The organism is Streptomyces sp. NPDC048584 (assembly GCF_043199595.1).
GTDB classification, from domain to species: domain Bacteria; phylum Actinomycetota; class Actinomycetes; order Streptomycetales; family Streptomycetaceae; genus Streptomyces; species Streptomyces edwardsiae.
Genome location: NZ_JBICWF010000015.1, coordinates 1 through 22,108, shown reverse-complemented (window position 1 = coordinate 22,108; position 22,108 = coordinate 1). Strand labels below are relative to the sequence as shown.

General features: G+C 72.4%; 17 protein-coding genes and 1 pseudogene. 4 read left to right on the top strand and 14 right to left on the bottom strand.

Annotation, left to right across the window (positions count from 1 at the left end; translation table 11 throughout):
* Window positions 1-6 precede the first annotated feature (6 nt).
* Entirely contained in the window at window positions 7-1,485 is a 1,479-nt protein-coding gene (locus tag ACGFR9_RS28570) for a sugar transferase (protein ID WP_393213845.1), read from the bottom strand.
* 1,109 nt (window positions 1,486-2,594) lie between these two features.
* Between ACGFR9_RS28570 and ACGFR9_RS28565 the strand changes: the two genes are divergently transcribed.
* A complete protein-coding gene (locus tag ACGFR9_RS28565) occupies window positions 2,595-3,980 on the top strand; it encodes a Cys-Gln thioester bond-forming surface protein (protein WP_393213842.1) in 1,386 nt (461 codons plus the stop codon).
* Between the two features lie 241 nt (window positions 3,981-4,221).
* Here ACGFR9_RS28565 and ACGFR9_RS28560 read toward each other — a convergent pair whose 3' ends face one another.
* Window positions 4,222-5,985 carry a lysyl oxidase family protein gene (locus ACGFR9_RS28560; RefSeq protein WP_393213839.1) on the bottom strand — a complete coding sequence of 588 codons (1,764 nt, stop codon included), beginning with the start codon at window positions 5,983-5,985 and terminating at the stop codon, window positions 4,222-4,224.
* A gap of 615 nt (window positions 5,986-6,600) precedes the next feature.
* Between ACGFR9_RS28560 and ACGFR9_RS28555 the strand changes: the two genes are divergently transcribed.
* Both ACGFR9_RS28555 and ACGFR9_RS28550 read left to right on the top strand, forming a co-directional pair.
* Window positions 6,601-7,686 carry an amidohydrolase family protein gene (locus ACGFR9_RS28555; protein WP_393213837.1) on the top strand — a complete coding sequence of 362 codons (1,086 nt, stop codon included), beginning with the start codon at window positions 6,601-6,603 and terminating at the stop codon, window positions 7,684-7,686.
* A 246-nt stretch (window positions 7,687-7,932) separates the two neighbouring features.
* Window positions 7,933-9,336, top strand: coding sequence for a glycoside hydrolase family 43 protein (locus ACGFR9_RS28550; protein WP_393213834.1), 1,404 nt, complete (start codon window positions 7,933-7,935; stop codon window positions 9,334-9,336).
* On the opposite strand, the gene ACGFR9_RS28545 is transcribed toward ACGFR9_RS28550, so the two are convergent.
* From ACGFR9_RS28545 to ACGFR9_RS28500, 10 genes are read right to left on the bottom strand one after another with little or no spacing between them, the layout of a single operon-like run.
* Entirely contained in the window at window positions 9,330-10,877 is a 1,548-nt protein-coding gene (locus ACGFR9_RS28545) for an ABC transporter ATP-binding protein (protein WP_393213831.1), read from the bottom strand. The genes ACGFR9_RS28550 and ACGFR9_RS28545 overlap by 7 nt on opposite strands.
* Complete coding sequence (locus ACGFR9_RS28540) at window positions 10,874-11,692, bottom strand: ABC transporter permease (RefSeq protein WP_393213828.1); 819 nt, start codon at window positions 11,690-11,692, stop codon at window positions 10,874-10,876. Before ACGFR9_RS28540 ends, ACGFR9_RS28545 begins: the two co-directional genes overlap by 4 nt.
* Window positions 11,689-12,642, bottom strand: coding sequence for an ABC transporter permease (locus tag ACGFR9_RS28535; protein WP_393213825.1), 954 nt, complete (start codon window positions 12,640-12,642; stop codon window positions 11,689-11,691). Before ACGFR9_RS28535 ends, ACGFR9_RS28540 begins: the two co-directional genes overlap by 4 nt.
* A complete protein-coding gene (locus ACGFR9_RS28530) occupies window positions 12,639-14,213 on the bottom strand; it encodes an ABC transporter substrate-binding protein (protein WP_393213822.1) in 1,575 nt (524 codons plus the stop codon). The genes ACGFR9_RS28535 and ACGFR9_RS28530 overlap by 4 nt, the downstream gene beginning before the upstream one ends.
* Complete coding sequence (locus ACGFR9_RS28525; RefSeq protein ID WP_393213819.1) at window positions 14,213-15,007, bottom strand: class I SAM-dependent methyltransferase; 795 nt, start codon at window positions 15,005-15,007, stop codon at window positions 14,213-14,215. Before ACGFR9_RS28525 ends, ACGFR9_RS28530 begins: the two co-directional genes overlap by 1 nt.
* Entirely contained in the window at window positions 15,004-16,284 is a 1,281-nt protein-coding gene (locus ACGFR9_RS28520; protein WP_393213816.1) for an MFS transporter, read from the bottom strand. The genes ACGFR9_RS28525 and ACGFR9_RS28520 overlap by 4 nt, the downstream gene beginning before the upstream one ends.
* Window positions 16,268-17,329: a dipeptide epimerase gene (locus ACGFR9_RS28515; protein WP_393213813.1), complete on the bottom strand. Its 1,062-nt coding sequence runs from the start codon at window positions 17,327-17,329 to the stop codon at window positions 16,268-16,270. Before ACGFR9_RS28515 ends, ACGFR9_RS28520 begins: the two co-directional genes overlap by 17 nt.
* Window positions 17,326-18,405 carry a PLP-dependent cysteine synthase family protein gene (locus ACGFR9_RS28510; protein ID WP_393213810.1) on the bottom strand — a complete coding sequence of 360 codons (1,080 nt, stop codon included), beginning with the start codon at window positions 18,403-18,405 and terminating at the stop codon, window positions 17,326-17,328. The genes ACGFR9_RS28515 and ACGFR9_RS28510 overlap by 4 nt, the downstream gene beginning before the upstream one ends.
* Window positions 18,402-19,253, bottom strand: coding sequence for a hypothetical protein (locus ACGFR9_RS28505; protein WP_393213807.1), 852 nt, complete (start codon window positions 19,251-19,253; stop codon window positions 18,402-18,404). The genes ACGFR9_RS28510 and ACGFR9_RS28505 overlap by 4 nt, the downstream gene beginning before the upstream one ends.
* Complete coding sequence (locus ACGFR9_RS28500; RefSeq protein ID WP_393213804.1) at window positions 19,250-20,506, bottom strand: ATP-grasp domain-containing protein; 1,257 nt, start codon at window positions 20,504-20,506, stop codon at window positions 19,250-19,252. The genes ACGFR9_RS28505 and ACGFR9_RS28500 overlap by 4 nt, the downstream gene beginning before the upstream one ends.
* 127 nt (window positions 20,507-20,633) lie before the next feature.
* Between ACGFR9_RS28500 and ACGFR9_RS28495 the strand changes: the two genes are divergently transcribed.
* The gene (locus tag ACGFR9_RS28495; protein WP_030225495.1) at window positions 20,634-21,179 is read left to right on the top strand and encodes a GNAT family N-acetyltransferase; all 546 of its coding nucleotides are present in this window, start codon (window positions 20,634-20,636) and stop codon (window positions 21,177-21,179) included.
* Between the two features lie 4 nt (window positions 21,180-21,183).
* On the opposite strand, the gene ACGFR9_RS28490 is transcribed toward ACGFR9_RS28495, so the two are convergent.
* Together ACGFR9_RS28490 and ACGFR9_RS28485 are read right to left on the bottom strand one after the other, a co-directional pair.
* Entirely contained in the window at window positions 21,184-21,789 is a 606-nt protein-coding gene (locus ACGFR9_RS28490; RefSeq protein ID WP_393213801.1) for a FadR/GntR family transcriptional regulator, read from the bottom strand.
* A gap of 3 nt (window positions 21,790-21,792) precedes the next feature.
* A pseudogene (locus ACGFR9_RS28485) lies at window positions 21,793-22,108 on the bottom strand (2-oxoacid:ferredoxin oxidoreductase subunit beta); the annotation flags it as partial.

Below are 22,108 nucleotides of genomic sequence, written 5' to 3'. Positions count from 1 at the left end.
CGTCCATCAGTAGGCCCCCTGCCCGTAGAGCACCGCACGCAGCGTCTTCCACAAGATCACCGTGTCCAGGGCGAGCGACCAGTCCTCCACGTACCGCAGGTCCAGCCGTACCGCCTCCTCCCACGACAGATCGCTGCGCCCGCTGATCTGCCACAGGCCGGTGAGGCCCGGCTTGACCAGCAACCGCCGCCGGATGTCGGGGCCGTACGCCGCCGACTCCTCCGGCAGCGGAGGCCGCGGGCCGACGAGCGACATCGATCCGGTGAGTACGTTGAACAGTTGCGGGAGTTCGTCGATCGAGTACCGGCGCAGTACCGCCCCGACCCGGGTCACCCGCGGATCCCGGCGGAGTTTGAACAACAGGCCCGCGCCCTCGTTGAGCTGGGCCAGTCCGGCACGGGCCCGGTCGGCGCCGGCGACCATGGTGCGGAACTTGAGGATGGTGAACTCGCGTCCGTCCTTGCCGACCCGGCGCTGGCTGTAGAAGGGCCCGCCCCGGCTGGTGGCCGTCACGAGCAGCCCGACGCACAGCATCAGCGGCGAGAACAGCAGCAGCAGGATCGCCGCGCCCAGCCGGTCGACGACCCCTTTGACGACCCGGCGGCCCCCGGTGAAGACCGGCATACTGACCCGCAGCAGCGGGATGCCCAGCACCGCGTCGATGTGCAGCCGGGGTCCGGCCACCTCCATCAGCACGGGGGCGACGACCATCTCCGCGTCGCTGCCCTCGAGGTTCCAGGCCAGCCGCCGCAGCCGGTGCGGTGACCAGTGCGGGTCCGGGGTGACCGCGACGACCCGGTAGCCGTCCCGGCGCACGCGGCCCGCCACGTCGGCGAGTTGGCCGATGACCGGCACCCCGTCCACATGATCGCCGTCGGGCGCCAGACCGTCCGGGGTGCACACCCCGTCCACCCGCCAGCCGAGGTGCGGGAACTTACGGGTGCGGGCGATCAGATCGTGCACCGTGTCCGGGCTGCCCGCGGCGAGGACCGGCCTCAGGCACCGGCCCTCCTTGCGCTGCCGGTGCAGCCACAGGCGCAGCAGATACCGAGCCGTCATCGCGACGATCGCGATCGCTGGGACCGCGACGAAGATCCAGAGTTTGATGTTGCGCGAGGTGAGCGCTATCCCGCCGAGTGCCAGGACGACGGTCGCCGCGAACAGCGCGCGCCCGAGCCGGCGGAACTCCTCGGCGCCCTGGCCGAGTACGGCAGGGGACCACGCCCTGCCCACCGCCAGCGCCCCCAGCACCAGCAGCCAGGTGCCGAAGGCCAGAATCCCCCATTTCTCATGCCAGTTGGCCGCGTCCCGCGCCCCGAAGAAGTTGCCGATCGACGCCACCACGACGGCCGTGGTGACGGCGTCGCCGGTGATCACGGTACGGCGGTACCGATGTTCCCAGTCGGCCGCCGGCTGACGGACCGAACTGCCCGCCAGACGCCCCCGCTCCGACGGAAACGGGCTGAGTAATCCCCCTTGCCGCACAGAACCCCCCAGGTTCCCAGTGGTTCGACGTGTTCCCCTGACACCGTTTCTCCACCCGGGAGGCCCCCGCCCCCCGCGCCGCTCTGTTCTCCCCCACGAGAGGCCCCCGCCTCCCGCACATGCCGAATCGGCCCTTTCAGAACCGGTCGGACGGCCCACCCCGGTGGCACCAGAAATAACGGATGCTCCCCGCACCCAGGGTCATCACTGGTCACCTTGTGTCCGAACGGCTGAAGCAAGGTCAATCTAGACCATCGGGGCCGGTATGAAGAGAGGGTGTGTGGAATTTGTGTCTACTTTCCAGAACGCCGGACAACTGCCGGGAACAAGGGTGGTCAGTGGGACGCCGGCCCGGCCGATCGAGGCCATGGCCGGCGTGCGGCCGAGGCCGGGCGGGCGGGCCGGCGGCGGACGTGCGCCCGAGGTTGACCGAAACCGTGAACGCGGACGGGAGCGCGGAGATCCACCGGCGACGGGCCGCCACCGGACGAGGGCCGGACCCGGGCCGGCGGGCGCTCCTCCAGGACCGCCGTGTACAGGGCGGCCTGTGGGGCCGCGGGGTGGTGCGGTGGCCGGATGCCACGGCGGAAGACGCACGGCAGGCCGCGGAAGCGGACCACGGCGACGGCGGTCACGGTGCCGGACCCGGCCTCGGCGACGAGCGACTCCAAGGCGCCGCCCCGCCGCTCGCACCGATCCAGCACGGCCCGGCGGGCGGACCGCAGGCACACCCCCGTGTACTGCGGTCGTCCGTATGGCGAAGGCCGCTTCGCGGGCATACCGGCGCCGATCCCCAACTCGTCGGTAGGTGTGCACACTTGCTGGTCGGGTTGTGAAGGTTGGATGGATGAGGACACTCCGGTCGCGCGAAGTAACGTTTCCGATTCGGAATGGCCGTGCGGCGTCCGGAACGAAGATCCGGAACCGTTCCATCCATAGGATCCCCGTGTGCTGGTCCAGCACTTGAGACAACTGGCGTGACTCTTTCACCACGCATCTCGTGTGAACACATCTCGTGTGTCCCGTTGCGGGTCCCGCCGGAGGGGAAATCTGTGTTTGCTCTTCATTCCGCGTCCGCCTCGACCGGGCGGCGCACCACAGGGCGGCGTATGGCCGCAGGGGCGGCCACGGCCGGACTGCTCACCATGGGCCTTCTCGCCGGGGCGGGCAACGCCGCCGCCGACGAGGGGGACACGCACCACCAGGGAGGTGCGGTCGCCACGCTCGACGGGCTGAAGACGTACGACTCGGCCCGGCTCGACCTCGGCGGCGGCAAGACCCAGAACATCGCCGCCGGCCTGTTCGAGATGAACGTCGAGGGCAGCGGCCGTCTGCAGACGTACTGCATCGACATCCACAACCCGACCCAGAACAAGGCCAAGTACCTGGAGACCCCCTGGGCCGGTACCTCGCTCGGCGCCAACGAGAACGCCGGCAAGATCCTCTGGATCCTCGAGAACTCGTACCCCCAGATCGGCGACCTGGCCGCGCTGGGCCAGAAGTCGGGTGCCGAGGGGCTGACCGCCAAGACCGCGGCGGCCGGCACCCAGGTGGCCATCTGGCGCTTCTCGGACGGCGCGAAGGTCGAGGCCCGCGACGCGCAGGCCGAGAAGCTCGCCGACTGGCTCGAGGCCGAGGCGCAGAACCTGAAGGAGCCGAAGACCTCCCTCACGCTGGAGCCCAACGCGGTCTCCGGCAAGGCCGGCGGCACGCTCGGCCCGGTGACCGTGCACACCGACGCCGGTCAGGTCTCCGTCGCCGCCTCCGCCGACGCGGCCGGTGCCGGCGTCAAGGTGACCGACAAGAGCGGCAACGCCGTCACGTCCGCCAGCGACGGCACCGAACTGTACTTCGACGTGCCCGAGGGCACGGCCGACGGTTCGGCCGCGCTGACGGTCCAGGCCACCACCGAGATCCCGGTCGGCCGCGCGTTCGCCAGCCCCAGCAAGAGCCAGACGCAGATCCTGGCCGGCTCCAGCGAGTCCACGGTCACCGCCGAGGCCACCGCGAACTGGGCCACCAAGGGCGCGATCCCCTCGGTCACGGCCGAGAAGAACTGCGCCAAGGACGGCGTCGACGTCACGGCGAGCAACCAGGGCGACTCCCCGTTCACCTTCGAACTCGCGGGCACCGAGCACACGATCGGGGCCGGCGAGTCCAAGACCGTGACCGTCCCGGTCGACGAGGACGCCACGTACGACATAACCGTCAAGGGCCCGAACGGCTTCTCGGAGCGCTTCGAGGGCGTCCTGGACTGCAAGACCCAGGGCACCCCGGGCACGGAGACGCCGGGCACCGGCGGTGACACCCCGTCGTCGGCCCCGAGCCCGGCCGGCGGCTCCTCCGACGAGGCCACCGGCGGCGAGGGCGACCTCGCCAACACCGGCAGCTCCAACGCCACCCCGCTGATCGCGGGCATCGCGGTGGCCCTGCTGGCCGCGGGCGGCGCGGCGATGTTCTTCCTCCGCAAGAAGAAGGCGGCCGCGGCCGAGTAACCGGCCCCGTCCGAACGACGATCGGAGCGTGTCTCCCGGCGGTACAGCCGGGAGACACGCTCCGATCGGCGTTCCGGGCCCCGGTCCGGGGTACTCGCCCACGACAGACATCGGCGAGTCGGCCGGCGCCATGAAGACCATCACCCGCTCAACGTCCGACAGCGGGGATCGAGGAAGCCGTGAGCGCGGTGTGGGGCGGCTCCGGTTCGTCTCCGGGGCCGCCCCGGCCGTCACGGGCGGGTCAGTTGGCGTCCACCAGATGGTGCGGGGGGACCGTCACCGTACGGGCCCCCTTCTCGCCGCCCAGGACGACCTCCCGCAGCGCGCTGTTGTTGCTGTGGTCGGTTTCCTTGAGCCGGTTCTCCGGGTTGGCGAGGACCTGGATGTAGTACGTGCCGTTCGGCAGGTCCGTGATGTCGAAGGACTGGCCGGGCAGGTCCTGGGTGTAGGTGTCGCCGGAGCCGACGTCGAGCACCTCGCGGACGGAGATGGAGTTCTCCTGGCCGCACGCGGTGGACAGGTCCGTGTTGCCCGGGTGCCAGTCGGCGTTCTTCACCGTGTAGTCGACGGCGTCGGTGTTGGCCAGGCAGAACGCCTCCTTGCCGCTGCGCACCGTCTCCTTCTGGTCGGCCGTCAGCAGCCGGTAACTGGCGAAGTCCAGGAAGTGCCAGTGCTCGTGGCCGGGACGCGGGTCCCACTCCATGCCGCCGGTGGGGGTGTATCCGACCTGTGTGCCGTCGGCGTCGTAGAAGTACTGGTAGGCGTCCATCACCTCCTTGCCCGGGGAGCGGAAGCCGTCCACGACGAGCTTGGCCGGGCCCGCGTTCCACACGTTGGCGCTGAAGGCGAGGTAGTCCTTGCCGGGCACCTCCTCGTAGCCGTCGCTGACGGTGATGCCGTACGCCGGCAGCGAGCGCAGGTCGGGCTTCGGTACGTCGGGCACGGATGCCTTGCCCGCGGGCCGCTTCGCGTTGGGCAGGGCACCCGGTGCCTGCCGCGAGCCGTCGGTCTGACCGGGGCCGTCACCGGCCTCGGCGGTGGTGAGGGCCTGCCGCTCCAGGGCCTTCCGCTTCACCGCCCACGGCAGGGCGGGCGGAGCCGACGGGTAGGGTCCGTGGCCGGCGTTGTACGAGGGGCCCGCGCCGCTCGTCACGGCACCGGGGGCCGGGGTGTCCGCGCCGGCCCCGTGCCCCGCGTGCGCGCTGTGCTCGGCGTGTGCGTCGTGCTCGGCATGGGCGCTGTGCCCGGAGGCGGTGGTCTTCGCCGAACCGCGGACGCCGGCGCTCTCCTCGTCCTCCCAGCTGCGCTCGCGGACGACCACCTTGACGGTCTGCGGCTTGTCGGCGATGCCGAAGAGATCACGGTACTTCTCGGCCACGTTGATCTCGGCGGTGTAGGTGCCTGCGGCCAGCTGGACCGGGGCGGTGTAGAACCCCGAGTAGGTGTTGGACGCCCAGCCGTTCTCGACGCCCCATACCGAGCCGAGGGTGAAGGGGTTCGTCGGACAGCTCTCCGGATACTTCGAGTTGGCGGGGGCGTCCGGCCGGACCCGGCCGGAGGCGTTGTTGGGACAGAACGCCTCGCTCTTCTCCAGCACCGTCGAGCCGGCCTCGTCGGTGAGGGTGATCCGCGTGAAGTCCGGCAGACCGGCGAAGTCGTTCACGAGCCCGGCGGGAAGTGTCCGGGTCCGGGTCTTCTTGCCGTTCCGGAGGATCTGCTGGGCGACGACCGGGTCCTTGTAGGACTTCCGGGTCACCTTGAGCTCCAGGGCGCCGTTCTCGGAGGTGAGGTAGGTCCCGAGGTCGAGATAGACCCCGGGATCCTCCTTCCACGAGTCGAGCGTGACGGAGGTGGAGGCGGCGATCAGGCCGAGCTTCGGCGTCGGCTCCTCGGACTTCGCGTCCGGTGCGGCGGCGACGACACCCGCGACCACGGCGACGGCCGCGGCGGCGGCGAGGTAGGGGCGGTTCAGGTGGCTGGGGCGGCCCTTTTGGAGTCTGGTCATCAGTCCTCGTGCTTCCGGCTTTCGAGTGGGTCATGGAACGTGGACGAGCAGCACGACCCCAACTGGCTTGCAGAGCCGTGGTGTTCGGACCATGAGAGGCGGATGGGCACCCTCCGGGTTGTCTCTGCTCACCCGGACGGCACCCGTTTGTCCGAAAAGCGCTCACCGGCTTCCGGACTTGGCTCACGTCCATGCGGAGTCCGTCCGGCGCTTCGGGGCTTCCCGACGTCGCGCCGTCCTTCACCGATGAGTTCAGGCCCGCGGACCTCGCCCTCCCCCGCGCGACACGGATCTCCTCGACCGGGCCTCGATCACGCCCCCGGCGGTGACGGTGCCGACACGGTCGCCGCCCCACTCCGTGAACCACGGGGCGCCGTCCGGTCCGGTGGTGGCGGTAGTCGGCCCGCGGGCAGGGGCGAGCCGGTGGCCCTCCGGTGCGGCGCCGGGCACGAGCCGGCCGGTCCGGCCCCTGGGGACCGGACCGCGTCCGTCCGGGGGAACCCACCGCGAACAGAGCACGCCGTGGCGATCGCGGGCGCGCCGTGGGGCCATCGTGGTGCGGCACGCTGAGGGCGCTACGGATGGGGTACACGGATGCCGGAATCGACACGGGCCATGAGCCGCCGGAGTCTGCTCGTCGCAGGTGGGGCGGTGGCGACCACCGTCTCCGCCGGGGGCGGGGCCACTGCGCAGGCCGGGGAGGAGAAGCCGCCGCAGGGCTCGGGGAACGGGGGTGACAGCCGCCGGGCAAGGATCGACGTCCACCATCACTTCACCGCTCCGGCATGGGTGGACTGGGCCGAGCGCGAGGGCCTGGTGCGGCGGGAGGAGTTGCTGTGGTGGGCGCGTTGGGATCTCGACTCCACCCTGGCGCTGATGGACCGGGTGGGAATCGCGACCGCGGTCCTCAACCCGACCATGCAGGACCGCTACCGCTCCGCGGCACAGGCCAGGGAGGGCCTCACGGTCGTCTTCGAGGCGATGTCCGGCCTGATGGCCGCACACCCGGGCCGTTTCGCCGTCCTCGCCCCCGCCGTCCTGGACCATCCCGAGGTGACCACGTGGGCTCTGCGACGTGCCTACGACGACCTCGGCGCCGTGGGAGTCAGCGTGAAGGCCAACTACGACGGGGTCTATCTCGGTGACCCCGCGTACGACCGCTTCCTCGCGGAAGTCGACGACCGCGCCGCCGTCCTCTTCACCCACCCGCTCGACCTCCCGGGCGGACCACCCGGCGTGCCCACCGTCCCCGGGATTCCCAACTTCATGTGCGATTTCCTGCTGGACACCACGCGTGCCGCCGTGAACCTGATCCGTACCGGGACGCTCGACCGCCACCCGCACCTGTCGGTCGTCCTGCCGCACGCCGGCGGGTTCCTCCCGCAGATCGCCACCCGCATGGCGGCCTTCGGCGACTTCTGCACCCCGCCCCTCGACGCCGCCCGGGTACGGGACCATCTCCACCGATTCTTCTACGACACGGCGGGCCCCCTGGCCCCCTCGGGCACTCTGGTGGCCACCGCCGGTGCCGACCGGGTCCTCTTCGGCACCGACTGGCCGGCCGCCTCGGCCGACATCGTCACCGGCTACACGGTGCCGGCCGTCGAGACCGACCCCGCCTTCACCGACCAGCAACGCCGCGGCATCAACCGCGACAACGCACTCCGTCTCATGCCCGCGCTGAGGCGCGCCCTGCGGTGACGCGGCGCGCCGCCCCCCGCTCCTCGACCGGCACACGCCCACGGCGCCCCGGCCCCGGCTCTGCTCCGCGCCCTCCTGGACAGGGCGCTCGCCCCCGCCTCCCCGCGCTGAGAGACCGCATGGCGGGGGCACGCCGCGGGTGTTGACGGGTCTCGGTCAACAGCTCTAGGTTCTGACCGGCTTATCGAACTGTGTTTGAAATATCGAACATGCCGGTCATGTGCCCCGCACCCACCTGGAGAACCGATGAGCGCACGCCCGCACAGCCAGGCCCTGCCGTCCCGCAGGCTGTTCCTCGGTGCCGCCGCCGCCACGACGGCGGCCCTGGCCGCCGATCTGTCCCTCGGCGCCCGGTCCGCCCGAGCCGCCGACTCCGCCTACGTCATGGGCTACTTCACCGAGTCGCCGAGCGGCCTCGGCACCGACTACGGCCTTCACCTCGCCGTCAGCACGGACTCCCTCAACTGGACGCCGCTCAACCAGAACAACCCCGTCGTCACCCCCACCGCCGGGGCCGGCGGACTGCGCGACCCGTTCATCCTGCGCAAGCGCGAGGGCGGCCTCATCGTCATCGCCACCGACCTCAAAGGCACCGACTGGGGCTACAACAGCCAGACCATCCATGTGTGGGACTCCGCAGACCTGCGCTCCTTCACCAACTACCGCCGCCCCCACCTGCACGACATGGTCACCCACAGCTGGGCCCCGGAGGCCTTCTGGGACGCGAGCCGGGGACAGTACGGGATTATCTACTCCTCGGTGAACAGCAGTGGTCACAGCGTCCTGATGGTCAACTACACCAGCGACTTCACCACCGTCTCCGCACCGCAGGTGTTCTTCGACCCCGGCTACGACATCATCGACGGCGACATGGCCGTCGGCGTCAACGGCGTCAACTACCTCTACTTCAAGAGCAGCAGTACCGGCGGCCTGGTCGGCGCCCGCTCCGCCTCACTGAACCCGGGCAGCTTCACACCGTTCAGCACGTCGGTGGCCCACGGCGGCACGGAGGCGCCGACCCTTGTGAAGTCCCTGACCTCCAACACCTGGTACCTGTGGGGCGACACCTACACGCCCAACGGCGTCTTCTACGCCTGGCAGACCACCAACCTCGCCGCCGGCACCTGGACCCCGGTCGACCAGAAGCTCTACACCCACCCGGTCAACGCCAAGCACTGCACCATCGCCCCGATCACCGCCGCCGAGTACACCAACCTGCTGTCCCGCTGGGGCGCGCCCGCCTGGAACCGGCTGAAGTCGTACAACTTCCCCGACCGTTACGTCCGCCACGCCGGCTACCTGGCACGGATCGACGCCTACCCCTTCGACCCGTACACCGACTCCCAGTGGAAACTCGTCCCCGGCCTGGCGGACTCCTCCGGCGTCTCGTTCCAGTCGGTCAACTTCCCCACCCGCTATCTGCGGCACTACGACTACGTGCTCCGCCTCGACGCGAGCGACGGCACCAGCGCCTTCGCCCAGGACGCCACCTTCCACCGGGTGGCCGGTCTGGCCGACGCGTCCTGGTCCTCCTTCCGCTCCCACAACTACCCCACCCGCTACATCCGCCACTCCGACTACGCCCTGCGCGTCGACCCGGTCACCACCGCCACGGACCGCGCCGACGCGACGTTCTCGGTCGGCTACTGATCCCGAGCCGCCGCCGGAATCCGCGCCACCAGCGACGCGGTGAACGGGTGGGCCGGCGCGGTCAGGATCTGTCCGGCCGGGCCCTGTTCGACGATCTCGCCGGCGTCGAGTACGGCGATGCGGTGGGCCAGGGCCGCCGTGTCCAGGTCGTGGGTGATGAGGACCAGGGACAGCCCGTCGCGCTCGCGGGCCAGCCCCGTGAGCATGTCGAGGATGCCCCGGCGGGTGACCGGGTCGAGGCCCGAGGTGATCTCGTCGCAGACGAGGACACGGGGGCGGGCGAGCAGCGCGCGGGCGAGGGCGGCGCGCTGGAGTTCGCCGCCGGAGAGCCGGCCGGGGCGCCGGTGGGCCAGTTCCTCCGGCAGGCCGAGGGCGTCCAGCGTGGTCAGCGCCTCCCGGATCGCCGTGTCCTCGTCGGTGCCGCGCAGCCGTACGGCGGTGCGGGCGACCTGCCGTGCGACGGAACGGTGTTCGTCGAAGGCGGCGTGCGCGTCCTGGAAGACGTACTGCACGGCCGCCAGTTGTGCGCGGTCGCGGTCGCGCAGGCTGCGCGGCAGCGGGACGCCGTCCAGGAGCACCTCGCCGTCGTGGTCCCGGTGCAGTCCGGCGACACAGCGGGCCAGGGTGGTCTTGCCGCTGCCGGAACGGCCCACGACGGCGAGCGACCGGCCCGGAAACAGGTCGAGTTCGGGTGTGCGCAGAACGACGGTGGCGGGGCGCGAGCCGTCCCGATGGCGGGCGGTCAGGGCGCGTACACGGAGTACGGGCTGTTCGGTGGTCGGCGCTTCCGAATCGGGCAACGCCGCGTCAGACGCCAGCAGTTCGCGGGTCCACGCATGCTCGGGAGCGAGCAGGACCCGCTGGGCCGGGCCCGATTCGACGACCCGGCCCGCCCGCAGCACCACCACCTCGTCGGCGAGGGCCCGCACCACGTCCAGGTCGTGGCTGAGCAGCACCACCGCGATGCCCCGCGCCCTGACCGCCGTGAGCTGCTCGACGATACGGCTCTTCGTCAGCGCGTCCTGGCCCGTGGTGGGTTCGTCCGCCACGACGACCCGCGCGCCGAGCAGCAACGCCTGGGCGAGGACGACGCGTTGCTGCTGCCCGCCGGAGAGCTGGTGCGGATAGCGCCGCAGAAGCTCCGCGACGGAGGGGAGCTGGGCCTCGGACATGGCCTCCAGCACGCGTTCCCGCGCCGCCAACCGGCGTCGGCGCAAGGGCAGATGGCGCACCTGCGCCCGCGCGATGTCCATCAGCAGCGCCGACACCCGGCGGGCCGGGTTCAGCGCCGACGCAGGATGCTGGGGGACGTAGCCGACCGGGCCGTCGCCCTCCACGCGTACCTCGCCGGTGACTTCGGCGCCCGCCGGGTACTCGCCGAGCAGGGCGAGCCCGGTGGTGGTCTTGCCGCTGCCGGACGCGCCGATCAGCGCCGTGACCCTGCCGGGCGGCACCCGCAGGCTCACACCGTCGACGATCAACCGGCCGTCGACCCGCACGCGCAGGTCGCGGATCTCCGCCACCGTGTGCTCGTGGTTCACGGACGTGGTTCCTTCCTGGTCCGTCTGCCGCCCTTGTCCAGCGCGGCGTCGAAAAGCAGATTCGTCCCCGTCGTCAGCGTCACGATCAGCACGGCGGGGACGACCACCGCCCACGGCTGCACGAACAGTCCGGTGCGGTTGCGGTCGACCATGACCGCCCAGTCGGCGGCGTCCGGCGCCACACCGACACCCAGGAAGGCGGCCGTGGCGACCAGGTAGAGCACGCCGGTCAGCCGGGTGCCGGCGTCGGCGGCCAGGGTGCGCAGCATGGAGCGGCCGACATAGCCGACGGCGATCCGCCACCATGTCTCGCCCTGCATGCGCAGAGCCTCCACCGCGGGCCGGGCGGCGGCCTCCGCGGCCGCGGCCCGCACCAGACGCGCCGCGTCCGGCACATTGGCCACGGCGACCAGCAGCGCCAGCCCGACGGCGCCCGGCTCGAACACCGTGGCCGCCAGCAGGATCAGCAGCAGTGACGGGACGGCCAGCAGCACGTCCAGGGGCCGCATCAGCAGGTCCTCCAGGCGGCGGTGCCGGGTGAGGGCACCGACGAGACCGACCGGGAGGGCCACCAGATAGGCCAGGGCGGTCGCGGCGAGCGCGGTCAGCACCACCGGCCGCCCGCCGTGCAGGACTTGCCGCCACACGTCCTGGCCCACGAAGTCGGTGCCGAGCCAGTGCCCCCCACCCAGCGTGAACGACGTGGCCCGCGGCCCCGGCCCGCCCGCGAACACCGGCCCGAACAGAGCGAGAAGCAGCGGTACGGCGACGACCGCGACACCGAGGGCGAAGCGGCCCGTACGGAGCCGGCTCACGCGGCCACCCCCGCCCGCGGAGCCACCCGGTGCGCCACCAGATCGGCGCCGAGGTTCAGCACGACGGTCACCACACCGAACACCACCGCCAGCCCCTGCACCACCGGCACATCGCGTTCGGCCACGGCACCCAGCAGTACGGTGCCGAGCCCCGGGATCACGAACAGGGCCTCCACGACGACGACCCCGCACAGCAGCCAGTCCACGGTCCGGGCGAGCTGCTGGGCGGCGGGCGCCAGCGCGTTGGGCAGCGCGTGCGTGTACCGGATCCGGGCGCCGGACACGCCGTACCGCCGGGCCTGGGCCACGTACGGGGAGGCGAGCGCGTCGATCATGCCGGCGCGCACCAGCCGCACCAGCGAGCACACCGGCCGTGACAGCAGCACCAGCACGGGCAGCACCAGCGCGGCCGGATGGGCGGCCAGATCGGTGCCGTAGCCGACGGCGGTCGGCGGCAGCCAGCCGAGCCGCAGCGCGAACACCGTCACCAGCAGCACCCCGAGGGCGAACTCGGGGACGGCGTACACGGCGAGCGTGACGGAGCTGATCAGCCGGTCCACCGGCCGGCCCGCGTGCCGGGCGGCCAGCACCCCGAGCCCGAACCCGGCCGGCACCAGGAGCAGCACGGTCAGCGACGCCAGCAGCAGGGTGGGGCCGAACGCGTCGGCGAGGTACAGGCTCACGGGCCGGCCGGAGACCAGCGAGGTGCCGAGGTCGCCGTGGAGCAGCCCGGCCGTCCAGTCGGCCAGCCGCTCCCAGGCCGGCCGGTCGAGCCGCATCGCCTCCCGGATGGCCGCGATCCGGGCCGGGTCGGGCTGGTCCCCGGCGAGGGCGACCGCGGCGTCGCCCGGCAGCGCCTCGGTGAGCGCGAAGACCAGCAGCACCACGGCCACGGTCTGCGCGACGCCGAGCAGCAGCCGCCGGGCGACGAAGGAGCGTGGTCCGCTCACGCGAGCCACACCCTGTCGAAGCGCGCCCAGTCGAGCGTGTTGGCGGGCGCCTTGGTCTCAACGCCCCTGACCCGGCGTCCGGTTCCGATGATCCAGTCCGCGAACCCCCAGACGAGGAAGCCGCCCTCGGCGTACAGCCGGCGCTGCATCCGCTCGTAGACGGCGGCACGCTCGGCCGGGTCGCGGGTGGACTGGGCCTGCTGGTACTGCGCGTCGAAGTCCTTGTGCCGCCACCGGGTGGCGTTGGTGGAGGAGTCGGTGAGCAGCCGCTGGGAGATGTGCGCCTCGATGGGCATGGCGCCCGAGCGGTAGCAGCACAGGGTGCCCTGGTCGAGGATGTCGCTCCAGTAGGAGTCCTTGCTGCCCATCCGCACCTCGACCGTGACCCCGGCCTTCTTCGCCTGGTCGCGGAAGATGCCGGCGGCCTCGGTGAATCCGGCGGCGACGGCGGAGGTGTCCAGGGTGACCCTCAGATCCTCGGCGCCGGCCTGCTTCAGCAGTGCGCGGGCCTTGTCGAGGTCCTGTTCGCGCTGGGGGAGGCCGTCGGCGTAGTACTGGTAGCCCTTGCCGAACAGGTCGTTGCCGACCTCGCCCGCGCCGGACAGCGCGCCGTCGACGAGTTCCTGGCGGTCGGCGATGAGGAAGAAGGCCTGGCGCACCCGCGGATCGTCGAACGGCGGGCGGTCGGTCTTCATGCAGAAGGCCTGCATGGCACTGCCCCGTAGCCGCACGATCTCGATCTGCCCCTTGTCCTCGTGGGCGCGCGCGGTGGTGGGGTTGAGCTCGTGGGCGTACTCGATCTGCCCGCCGAGCAGCGCGTTCACCCGCGCCGACTCCTCGTTCGCCACGAGGAACTCGATCTCGTCGAGGTGCGGGGCGCCCTCCCAGTGTTCGTCGTAGCGGCGGAACACCGCCGAACGGCCCGGCGCGAACGACACGAAGCGGAACGGCCCCGAACCGACCGGCGCCCTGTCGAACTCGGTGGCGCCGTCGGGCACGATGTACGCGCCGAACGCCGCCAGGATGTTGGGGAACTCGGCCGTGGGCCGCTTGAGCACGAACTCGACCGAGCGTTCACCGGTGGCGCGGCTGGCGTCGAGGTCGATGGGTTCCAGGGACGCCTTGGCGCGGAACGCCTGCTTCGGGTCGGCTATCCGGCGGTAGCTGTAGAGGACGTCCTTGGCGGTGACCGGTCTGCCGTCGTGGAAGGCGGCCTCGCGCAGGGTGACCTGCCAGCGGTCCAGCGCCGCGTTGGGCTCCCACTTCTCGGCGAGGCGGGGCACGGCGGACAGGTCGGCGCCGTAGTCGGCGAGCTTGTCGAACAGGGCCTTGGCGCGGGCGGCGTCGGCGAACAGGTTCGCGAGGTGCGGGTCGAGGGTCTCGCTCGCGCCGCCGCCCGCGAACGCGGCGCGCAGCCGCCCGCCCTTCTTCGGCGCGCCGTCACCGGCGCCGTCGTCGGAACCGGAACCGCCGCAGCCGGCCAGGGCGAGAGCGCCCACCCCGGTCGCGGCGAGGAAGCCGCGCCGGCGCAGGGCGGTGAAGGAGGGAGAACGGGTCGTATCGTCGTGCATCAGGATTCCTCGGATTCAAGACGGGCCACGAGGTGCAGCCGGTCGGCATCGGTGGTGCGGCCGGGGAGCAGACCCTCGTGCCAGGGGGGTTCGGTGCGCGGCCCCGGTCCGTCGTGAAGCTCCAGGACCTCGAGGCCGTGCGCGGCCAGCACATGGCGCAGCTCCTGCGGGAACAGCAGCCGCCACGCGGACCGCTGCTCGACCGGCGGCGCCGACCCGTCGTCGGTGGTCCATACGCGTCTGCGGCGCAGAAGCTGGTCCGTACGGTCCACCGTGAGGGTGGTGACGGACCGGTGGACGGTGCCCTGCCAGAGGAACTCGTCGCTCCGGGGCGTGTCGAGCAGGTCGGTACGGCCGAGGAAGTACGCGCCGTTGCGCATCTCCGCGACGAGCAGCCCGCCCGGCGCCAGGGCACGGCGGCAGGACGACAGGAAGCCGTCGAGCTGGTCGTTGGTGTGGCAGTACAGCAGGGCGCTGTCCAGGCACACGACGGCGTCGAACACCCCCTGCCCCAGGTCGAATCCGTGCAGATCGGCACGGACGTACACGGGTCCGGGGTGATGGTCGCGGGCGTGGGCGAGCATGGCCCGGGAGAGGTCCGCGCCGGTCACCTCGCGGCCCGCGTCGTGCAGCCACGCGGCGTCACGGCCGGTGCCGCAGCCCAGGTCCAGCACGCGCCGTCCCGCGCCGTGCCGCCGCAGACAGTCCTCCGTCCAGCGCCCGGCCAGCCGGGCCGGGTCGGGGAACCGGGCCTCGTACAGCGCCGGGTTGTCGGTGAGCAGGTTGCCGCTCATGCCGGGGTCCTTCCTCGTACGGCCGTGGGGACGGGGGAGTGCGGCGGTGCGGGCAGTGAGCCCAGGCGGCGCAGCCGTACGACGCCGAGTGCGGAGGCGAGCCCGGCCAGCGCACAGCACGCCCACGGCAGCCACGCGGCGCCGCCGTCCCGCCCCGTGTCCATGGCCCAGCCGACGACGGCGTTGCCGACCGCCGCCACGACGCCCGAGACCATGGAGAAGACGCCGAAGCAGGTGCCGGTCAGTCCGGGACGGCCGAAGGCGGGGACCAGGTCCATCACGAACGGCTGGGCGACCATCACCCCGAGGTGCAGCAGCAGGGCCGCCGCCAGCACGGGCAGCACCCGCAGTACCGCGTCGGCCACACCGTCCGGGCTGCCGGACGCCCCGGCGACCAGGGCGGGCGGCAGGAAGGCGGCCGCCATCAGCCCCAGCCCCACCGCGGCCCAACGGGCCCCGTCCCCCCGGCGTTTGAGCGCGCGGGTGAGGCGCAGCTGGAACAGCAGACTGGTGACCGCGCCGACCACGAAGACGAGTCCGGCGGCGCCGTCCCAGCCGGTGGCGTGACGCGCACCGTCCGGCAGCAGCAGATACAGCTGGCTCTCCAGGGTGAACAGGCCGGACATGGCGAGCGCGAAGGCCAGGAACGCGCGGTTGCCCAGCACCTCCCGCCAGTCGGCGAGGACACCGCCCGTGCTCGGCTCGGCCTTCCGGGCGGGCAGCACCAGGGCCTGTGCGACGGTCAGCACCGCGAAGATCCCGGCGGCGGTCAGCGCCGACGTACGGAAGTCCACCAGCAGCAGCGCGCTGCCCAGCAGCGGCCCGATCAGCGCGCCCGTGGTGGCGAACACGTTGAACAGGGCGAACGCCTCCGCCCTGCGGTCCTCGGCCTCCCGCGCGAGGTAGGCGCGTACGGCGGGGTTGAACAGCGCCCCCGCGAACCCGCTGAGAACGGACGCCCCGAGCAGCACGCCCAGGCCGTCGCCGAGCGCGAACAGCGCGAACCCGGCGGTGCGCAGGGCGCATCCGGCGATGATGACGCCGCGTGCGCCGAGCCGGTCGGAGGCGGAGCCGCCGATGACGAACAGGCCCTGCTGGCTGAGGTTCCTGACCCCGAGGACGACCCCGACGACGGCCGCCGACATCCCCAGGTTCTCCGTGAGATGCGTGGCGAGATAGGGGACGAGGAGATAGAAGCCGGTGTTGACGCCGAGCTGGTTGACCAGCAGCAGCTGCACGGCGGGCGGGAAGCGGCGTATCTCATGCCAGGTCCGCACGGTCGCCCTCCCGCGGTGCGACGCCCAGTCCGGGCAGTCCGCTCGTCCGCACCCGGCCGTCCTCGCCGCCGATGCCGGTCCACGGGTCGTGGGCGAGCAGCAGATGACCGTCCAGGTCGGCCCAGCGGGCCCGGTCGGCGAGATGCACGGCCGGCGCGAGCCCCAGGCTGCTGGCGGTCAGACAACCCAGCATCAGTTCCGTGCCGCTGCCGGCGGCCGCCTCCGCGATGCGCAGGGCCGCGTGCACACCGCCGCACTTGGCGAGCTTGACGTTGACGCCGTGCACCCGCCCGGCCAGCCGGCGTACGTCCTCCAGGTCCACGGCGTCCTCGTCGGCGACGACCGGCAGCGGTGAGCGTGCGGCCAGCGCCGCGAGGGCGTCCGGGTCGCCGGGGGCGAGGGGCTGCTCGACGGCCTCGACGCCGAGCTCGGCGAACCGGGGGAGCAGCGCCGTCGCCCGAGCGGTGCTCCAGGCGCCGTTGGGGTCCAGGAGCAGCCGGGCGTCCGGCGCGGCGGCCCGGACGGCCCGTACGCGATCGACGTCCTCCTCGGGATCGGCCGCCCCCGCCTTGACCTTGAGCACCTCGAAACCGCTCGTCGTGAGACGGCGCGCCAGCGCCGCCGCGTGGGCGGGGGAGGTGATGCCGATCGTGCGCGCGGTGGCCACGACCGGACCGTCGGCGGTACCCAGGAGCCGGTGGACGGGACGGCCCGCTCGCTTGCCGACGAGATCCAGCAGTGCCGCGTCCACGGCCGCCGTCACGGCCGGGGGAGTGTCCCCGGTGGCCAGCTCGCCCGTTCGGAGGGCCTCCAGGGCCGACTCCGGATCGGGGTGGCGGGCCAAGGCCGTTCCGGCGAGGGTGAGATGGCGTCCCAGGGCGTGGACGTCGAGGCCGTAGTAGACGCTGCTGACGGCCTCGCCGTGACCGGTCGTACCGTCGTGCTCGATGCTCAGCCACACCGCCTCACGGGCGGACATCGTGGAACGGGAGATCCGCAGCGGCTCGGTCAGTTCGAGGCGCACGGTGCGCAGTCCGGTCCTCACCGGCCCTCCTCCGGACGGGTGAGCGGATCGGTGACGCGCGTGCACCGGGCCCAGCCGGTGGCCTCGGCCGCGTACGGGTGCGGCAGCTGTACCGGGCGGGTGGCCGCGGTGGCCGGGTCGACGCCGTGGGCGGTGGTGAAGTCGTCGTCGTAGACGGTGGAGAGATAGCGGTGCGGCCCGTCGGGGAAGACGGTGGCGACGACCGCGCCCGGATGGACGCGGGCCGCCCAGGCGGCGACCCGGGCGACCGCGCCGGTGCTCCAGCCGCCGCTGACGAAACTGCCCCGTGCCAGCCGGCGACAGCTGTCCACGGCCTCGGCGGGACCGAGCCAGTGCACCTCGTCGAAGGCGTCGTAGGCGACATTGCGCGGATGGATGCTGCTGCCGAGGCCGCGCATCAGCCGGGGCCGGGCGGGCTGGCCGAAGATGGTGGAGCCCGTGGAGTCCACGCCGATCAGGCGCAGTTCGGGCCAGTGCCTGCGCAGCGGTCCGATGACACCGGCACTGTGCCCGCCGGTGCCCACACTGCACACCAGCACATCCACATGGTCGAGCTGGGCGGCGAGCTCGGCGGCCAGGGAGGCGTAACCGGCCGTGTTGTCCGGGTTGTTGTACTGGTCGGGCCAGTACGCGTCCGGCAGTACGGCCAGCAGTTCGCGCAGCCGGGCCAGACGGGCGGCCTGCCAGCCGCCCTGCGGCCGAGGCCGGTCCACGATCTCCAGCCGCACCCCGTACGAGCGCAGTAACTGGCGCATCGTCGGCTCCAGTTCACTGTCACCGACCAGTACGACGGGATGCCCGAGGGCCTGTCCGGCGAAGGCGAGCCCGATACCGAGGGTGCCCGAGGTGGACTCCACCACCGGGGCGCCGGGCCGCAGTTCGCCGCGCTCACGGGCGCCCATCAGCATCGACACGGCGGCCCGCGCCTTCATCCCGCCCGCGGAGAGCCCTTCGAGCTTGGCCCAGAAACCGGGGTGCGGTCCCGGCAGTCCGGCGGTGATCCGTACGACGGGGGTACGGCCGAGCAGGGTGAGCAGCTCCGGGCGTGCGGCGGGGCGTACGGCGGCGGTGGTCACCGGGTGCCTCCCGGACGGTCGACGCGGTAGCGGTGCAGGGTGCCGGGGCCGCCGTCCAGCCAGAAGAAGGGGTACGGCTCCGCACACACGGCGCTCACCCCGTGCCCCAGGAGGCGGGGGAGTACCGCGCTCCCGGTCTGGGCGAACATCACCAGTTGCTTGCCCTGCCGCAGCGCGAGCTCCCGCAGCGGCTCGAACGTCCCGTTGCCCAGCGTCATCCCGGACACGAGCAGCGCGTCGCACCGGCCGGCGGCGCCGAGCGCGTCGGTGACGACCGGCTCGCCCCACTCGGTGACCCCGCCCTTGAGATCGCACGGAACATAGCCCAGACCTCGCGAACGCAGCGCTTCAAGAAGGGAGTTGACCACGCCGACGACAAGCACCGTCGCCCCGGGCGGCAGGACGAGCAGCCCGGCGACGGCCTCGGCCCGGGCCCGGGACTTCTCCAGCGACGTCCCGGACGGCAGCGTGACGGGCCGCGCCCCGTTCTCCGGGGTGTGCGGGGTGACGTGCATCAGATACGCGTCCAGCGCGGCGACCCGCACCGGTGCTGTCGGATGCTCCAGCAGCCGGGCCGCGTCCGCGCCGGCGCAGTCCTCCACCGCGCCGTCGGGCAGCGCGCCGGGCTCGACCGCGCAACTGCCGACGGCCTCGGCGAGGCGCAGACTGAGCACCTCGTTGCGGTACCCGGTGCCGCGCCCCTCGTGCCGCACGGCCTGCCGGGTGGTGAAGGCCACGGAGATCCGCAACCCGGCGGGATCCGGACCGAGTCCGCCGGCACGGGCGAGGGTGAGCAGTTCGTCGTACGTCGTCGCCGTGCGGGCGGACGCGGGGGTGGCGGGGCTCATCGGATCACCAGCCCGGACCGCACCTCGCCGAGCAGGGCCTCGACCCGGGCGCGGGCGCCGGTCCCCGCCGGGTCGGCCGCCATCACATGGCCCAGGTACTCGTTGTTGCTGCCGGCCGCCTTCACCTGCCGTCCCGGCTCGGCGAACCGCGCTTCGAGGACGTCCGGCGCGGCCCGCACCCGCTCACCGTCCAGCGTCTCCAGCGTGCCCGTCGCCTCCGGCACCAGGAAGCCGACGGCGGCGCTGCGCAGCCCGGTGTCGGTACGCCGCAGGTCGGGAGCGCGGCCCAGAGACACGTCGACGAAGGCGGCGGCGAGGTCGATGCCGGTGACATGCCGTACCAGTTCGGTGATGCGGTTCCCGGCGGGGCGCGGGTTCACCTCGACCACGCGCGGACCGGCCGACGTCAGCTTGATCTCGGTGTGCGCCACCACGCCGTCCGTCAGCCCGAGTGCCTTGAGGGCGCCGAGCGCGGTCTGCTCGGCGGCGTCGGCGTCCGCCGCCGACAGCGCGGCCGGGAACATGTGGCCCGTCTCGATGAACGCGGGTGCCCCGCCGACGCTCTTGTCCGTCACCCCGATGACATGCACCGCGCCCGCGTGCGACACGGTCTCGACACTCACCTCCGGACCGTCCAGCAGTTCCTCCAGCAGCACGACGGGCACCCGGCGCTGCCCGCGCGCGTTGACCGGGAAGTCGGCCAGCGCCCCGACGGCGGCGGCGAGCTGCTCCTCGTCGTCCACCCGGCGCACGAACATGCCGGCGCACAGGTCGACGGGCTTGACCACCAGCGGATAGCCGATCTCCCGTGCCGCACGGGTGAGTTCGGCCCACTCCTCGTGCACCGCGAAGCGGGGCCCGGCCACCCCCGCCCCGGCCAGGACCCGACGGGTGGCGTCCTTGCGGCAGGCGTTCCCGACCGCCTCCGGAGCCGGTCCTGCCAGCCCCAGCGCGGCGGCCGCACGCGCCACCGTGGGCAGGTAGTAGTCGCAGGACGTGAGCACGCCGTCGAAGCCCAGCACCTCGTGCAACCGCCGCACCCGGGGCAGCAAAGCCTCGGTGTCATTGGTGTCCGCGGTGATCACATTGCGCGCCCCGAGCAGCGGGTGCGCCACACCCTCGGGCGCGGACCGCAGGTAGTGATGCAGGTCGCGGGTGAGGAACGTGAACTCGTGTCCGCCCTCCCGGATCGCCCGTGGCAGCAGCCTGCTCATCGAACCGACCCAGCTCTCGACCACCAGCAGATGAGCCACGGCTCCCCTTTTCGTGTCGTCACGTACGGCGCCGCCCTGACGACAGGGCCGCGACCGGTCGACACGATATCGGTAATCATTTTCATTGTCAGGTACTGTGAGGTCCCCGATACGAGAGGACCCCACGATGAGTCGGAACACGCCCGCCGGTTACACCGTGCGTCCCGCGACACCGGCGGACGTCGACGGTGCCCGGGCCGTCATGCTCGACACGTTCTACAAGGAGTTCGGATACGGCTATGTGCCCCGCTGGCACCGTGATGTGACGGACCTCAAGGGCACCTACCTCGACGATCCCCGGCACACCCTGCTGGTGGCCGTCCACGACGGCGAGGTGGTCGCCACCACCGCCGTCCACTCCCGGGGCCCGGCCCACCCGCCGCACCCCCGCTGGCTGGCCGAACGCTATCCGTCCGGCACCACCGCCCAGCTCGTCCGCGTCTACGTCCGCCCGGAGCACCGGCGCCGGGGCCTGGCGCGCACCCTGGTGAACGCGGCCCGCGACTTCGTCGCCGGCACCCCTGGCTACGACTGCCTCTATCTGCACACCAATGTGGACGTCGAGGGCGCGGAGGCGTTCTGGCGCGGCATGGCCAAGGAGATCTTCGACGCGCGCACCACCGGCGAACACGGCCCGGGGGTGGCCACGGTCCACTTCGAGATGCCGTTCTGACGGGTCAGGTGCCCACGTGCCACGCCGGGACGTGGGACACCGCCTCCGTCGCGGCCGCCCGCGGAGCCGACGCGTGGACGGCGGCGAGCAGCCGGGCGTGATCGGCACAGGCGCAGCCGGCCCGGTCCTCGTCGGACGGCAACAACTCGGTGAGATCCGAGTACAGCGTGATCAGCGCCTCGTTGTGGGAGGCGGCCACCAGCGCCCGGTGAAAGGCGGGGCCGCTGTCCAGCAGCCCGTTCATGCGCCGCAGGTCCTCCTCCGTACGGCGCAGCGCGGCCAGCCTCGCCGCCGCCACCTCCAGGGCGTCGCGTACGTCGACGAGATCACGTTCCCCTACGGCGGCGAAGCGGCGTCGCATCACCCCCTCCAGCTCACTGGTCGCCACCACATAGGTGCCGGAACCGTGGCGGATGTCCAGGAGTCCGTTGTGGGCGAGCGCCCGCACGGCCTCCCGGACGGTGTTGCGGGCCACCCCGAGCTGCCGGACCAGTTCCGGTTCGGTCGGAATACGGGAGCCCACCGGCCAGACCTGCGCGGTGATCTGCTGCCGCAGCCGGGCCACCACCTGGTCGAACAGCCCGGCGGGACGCGGCACCGGACGCAGCATCGCCTACCGGACCTTCGACCCGGCGACGGTCCAGGTGTCGCCGCCGGTGAGGAGGGCTCCGAGGTCGCCCTTGCCCTGTTGTTCCAGGGCGGTGTCGAGCTGGTCGGCCATGAGGGTGTCGTAGACGGGGCGGTCGACGGAGCGGAGGACACCGATGGGGGTGTTGTGGAGGGTGTTGGGGTCGGCGAGGCGGGAGAGCGCGAACGCGGTCGTGGGGGACGCGGTGTGGGCGTCGTGGACGAGGATGTCGGCCTCGTTGTCGGGGGTGACGGTGACGATCTTCAGGTCGCCGGTGGTCCGGTCGCGTAGGACGCCCTTG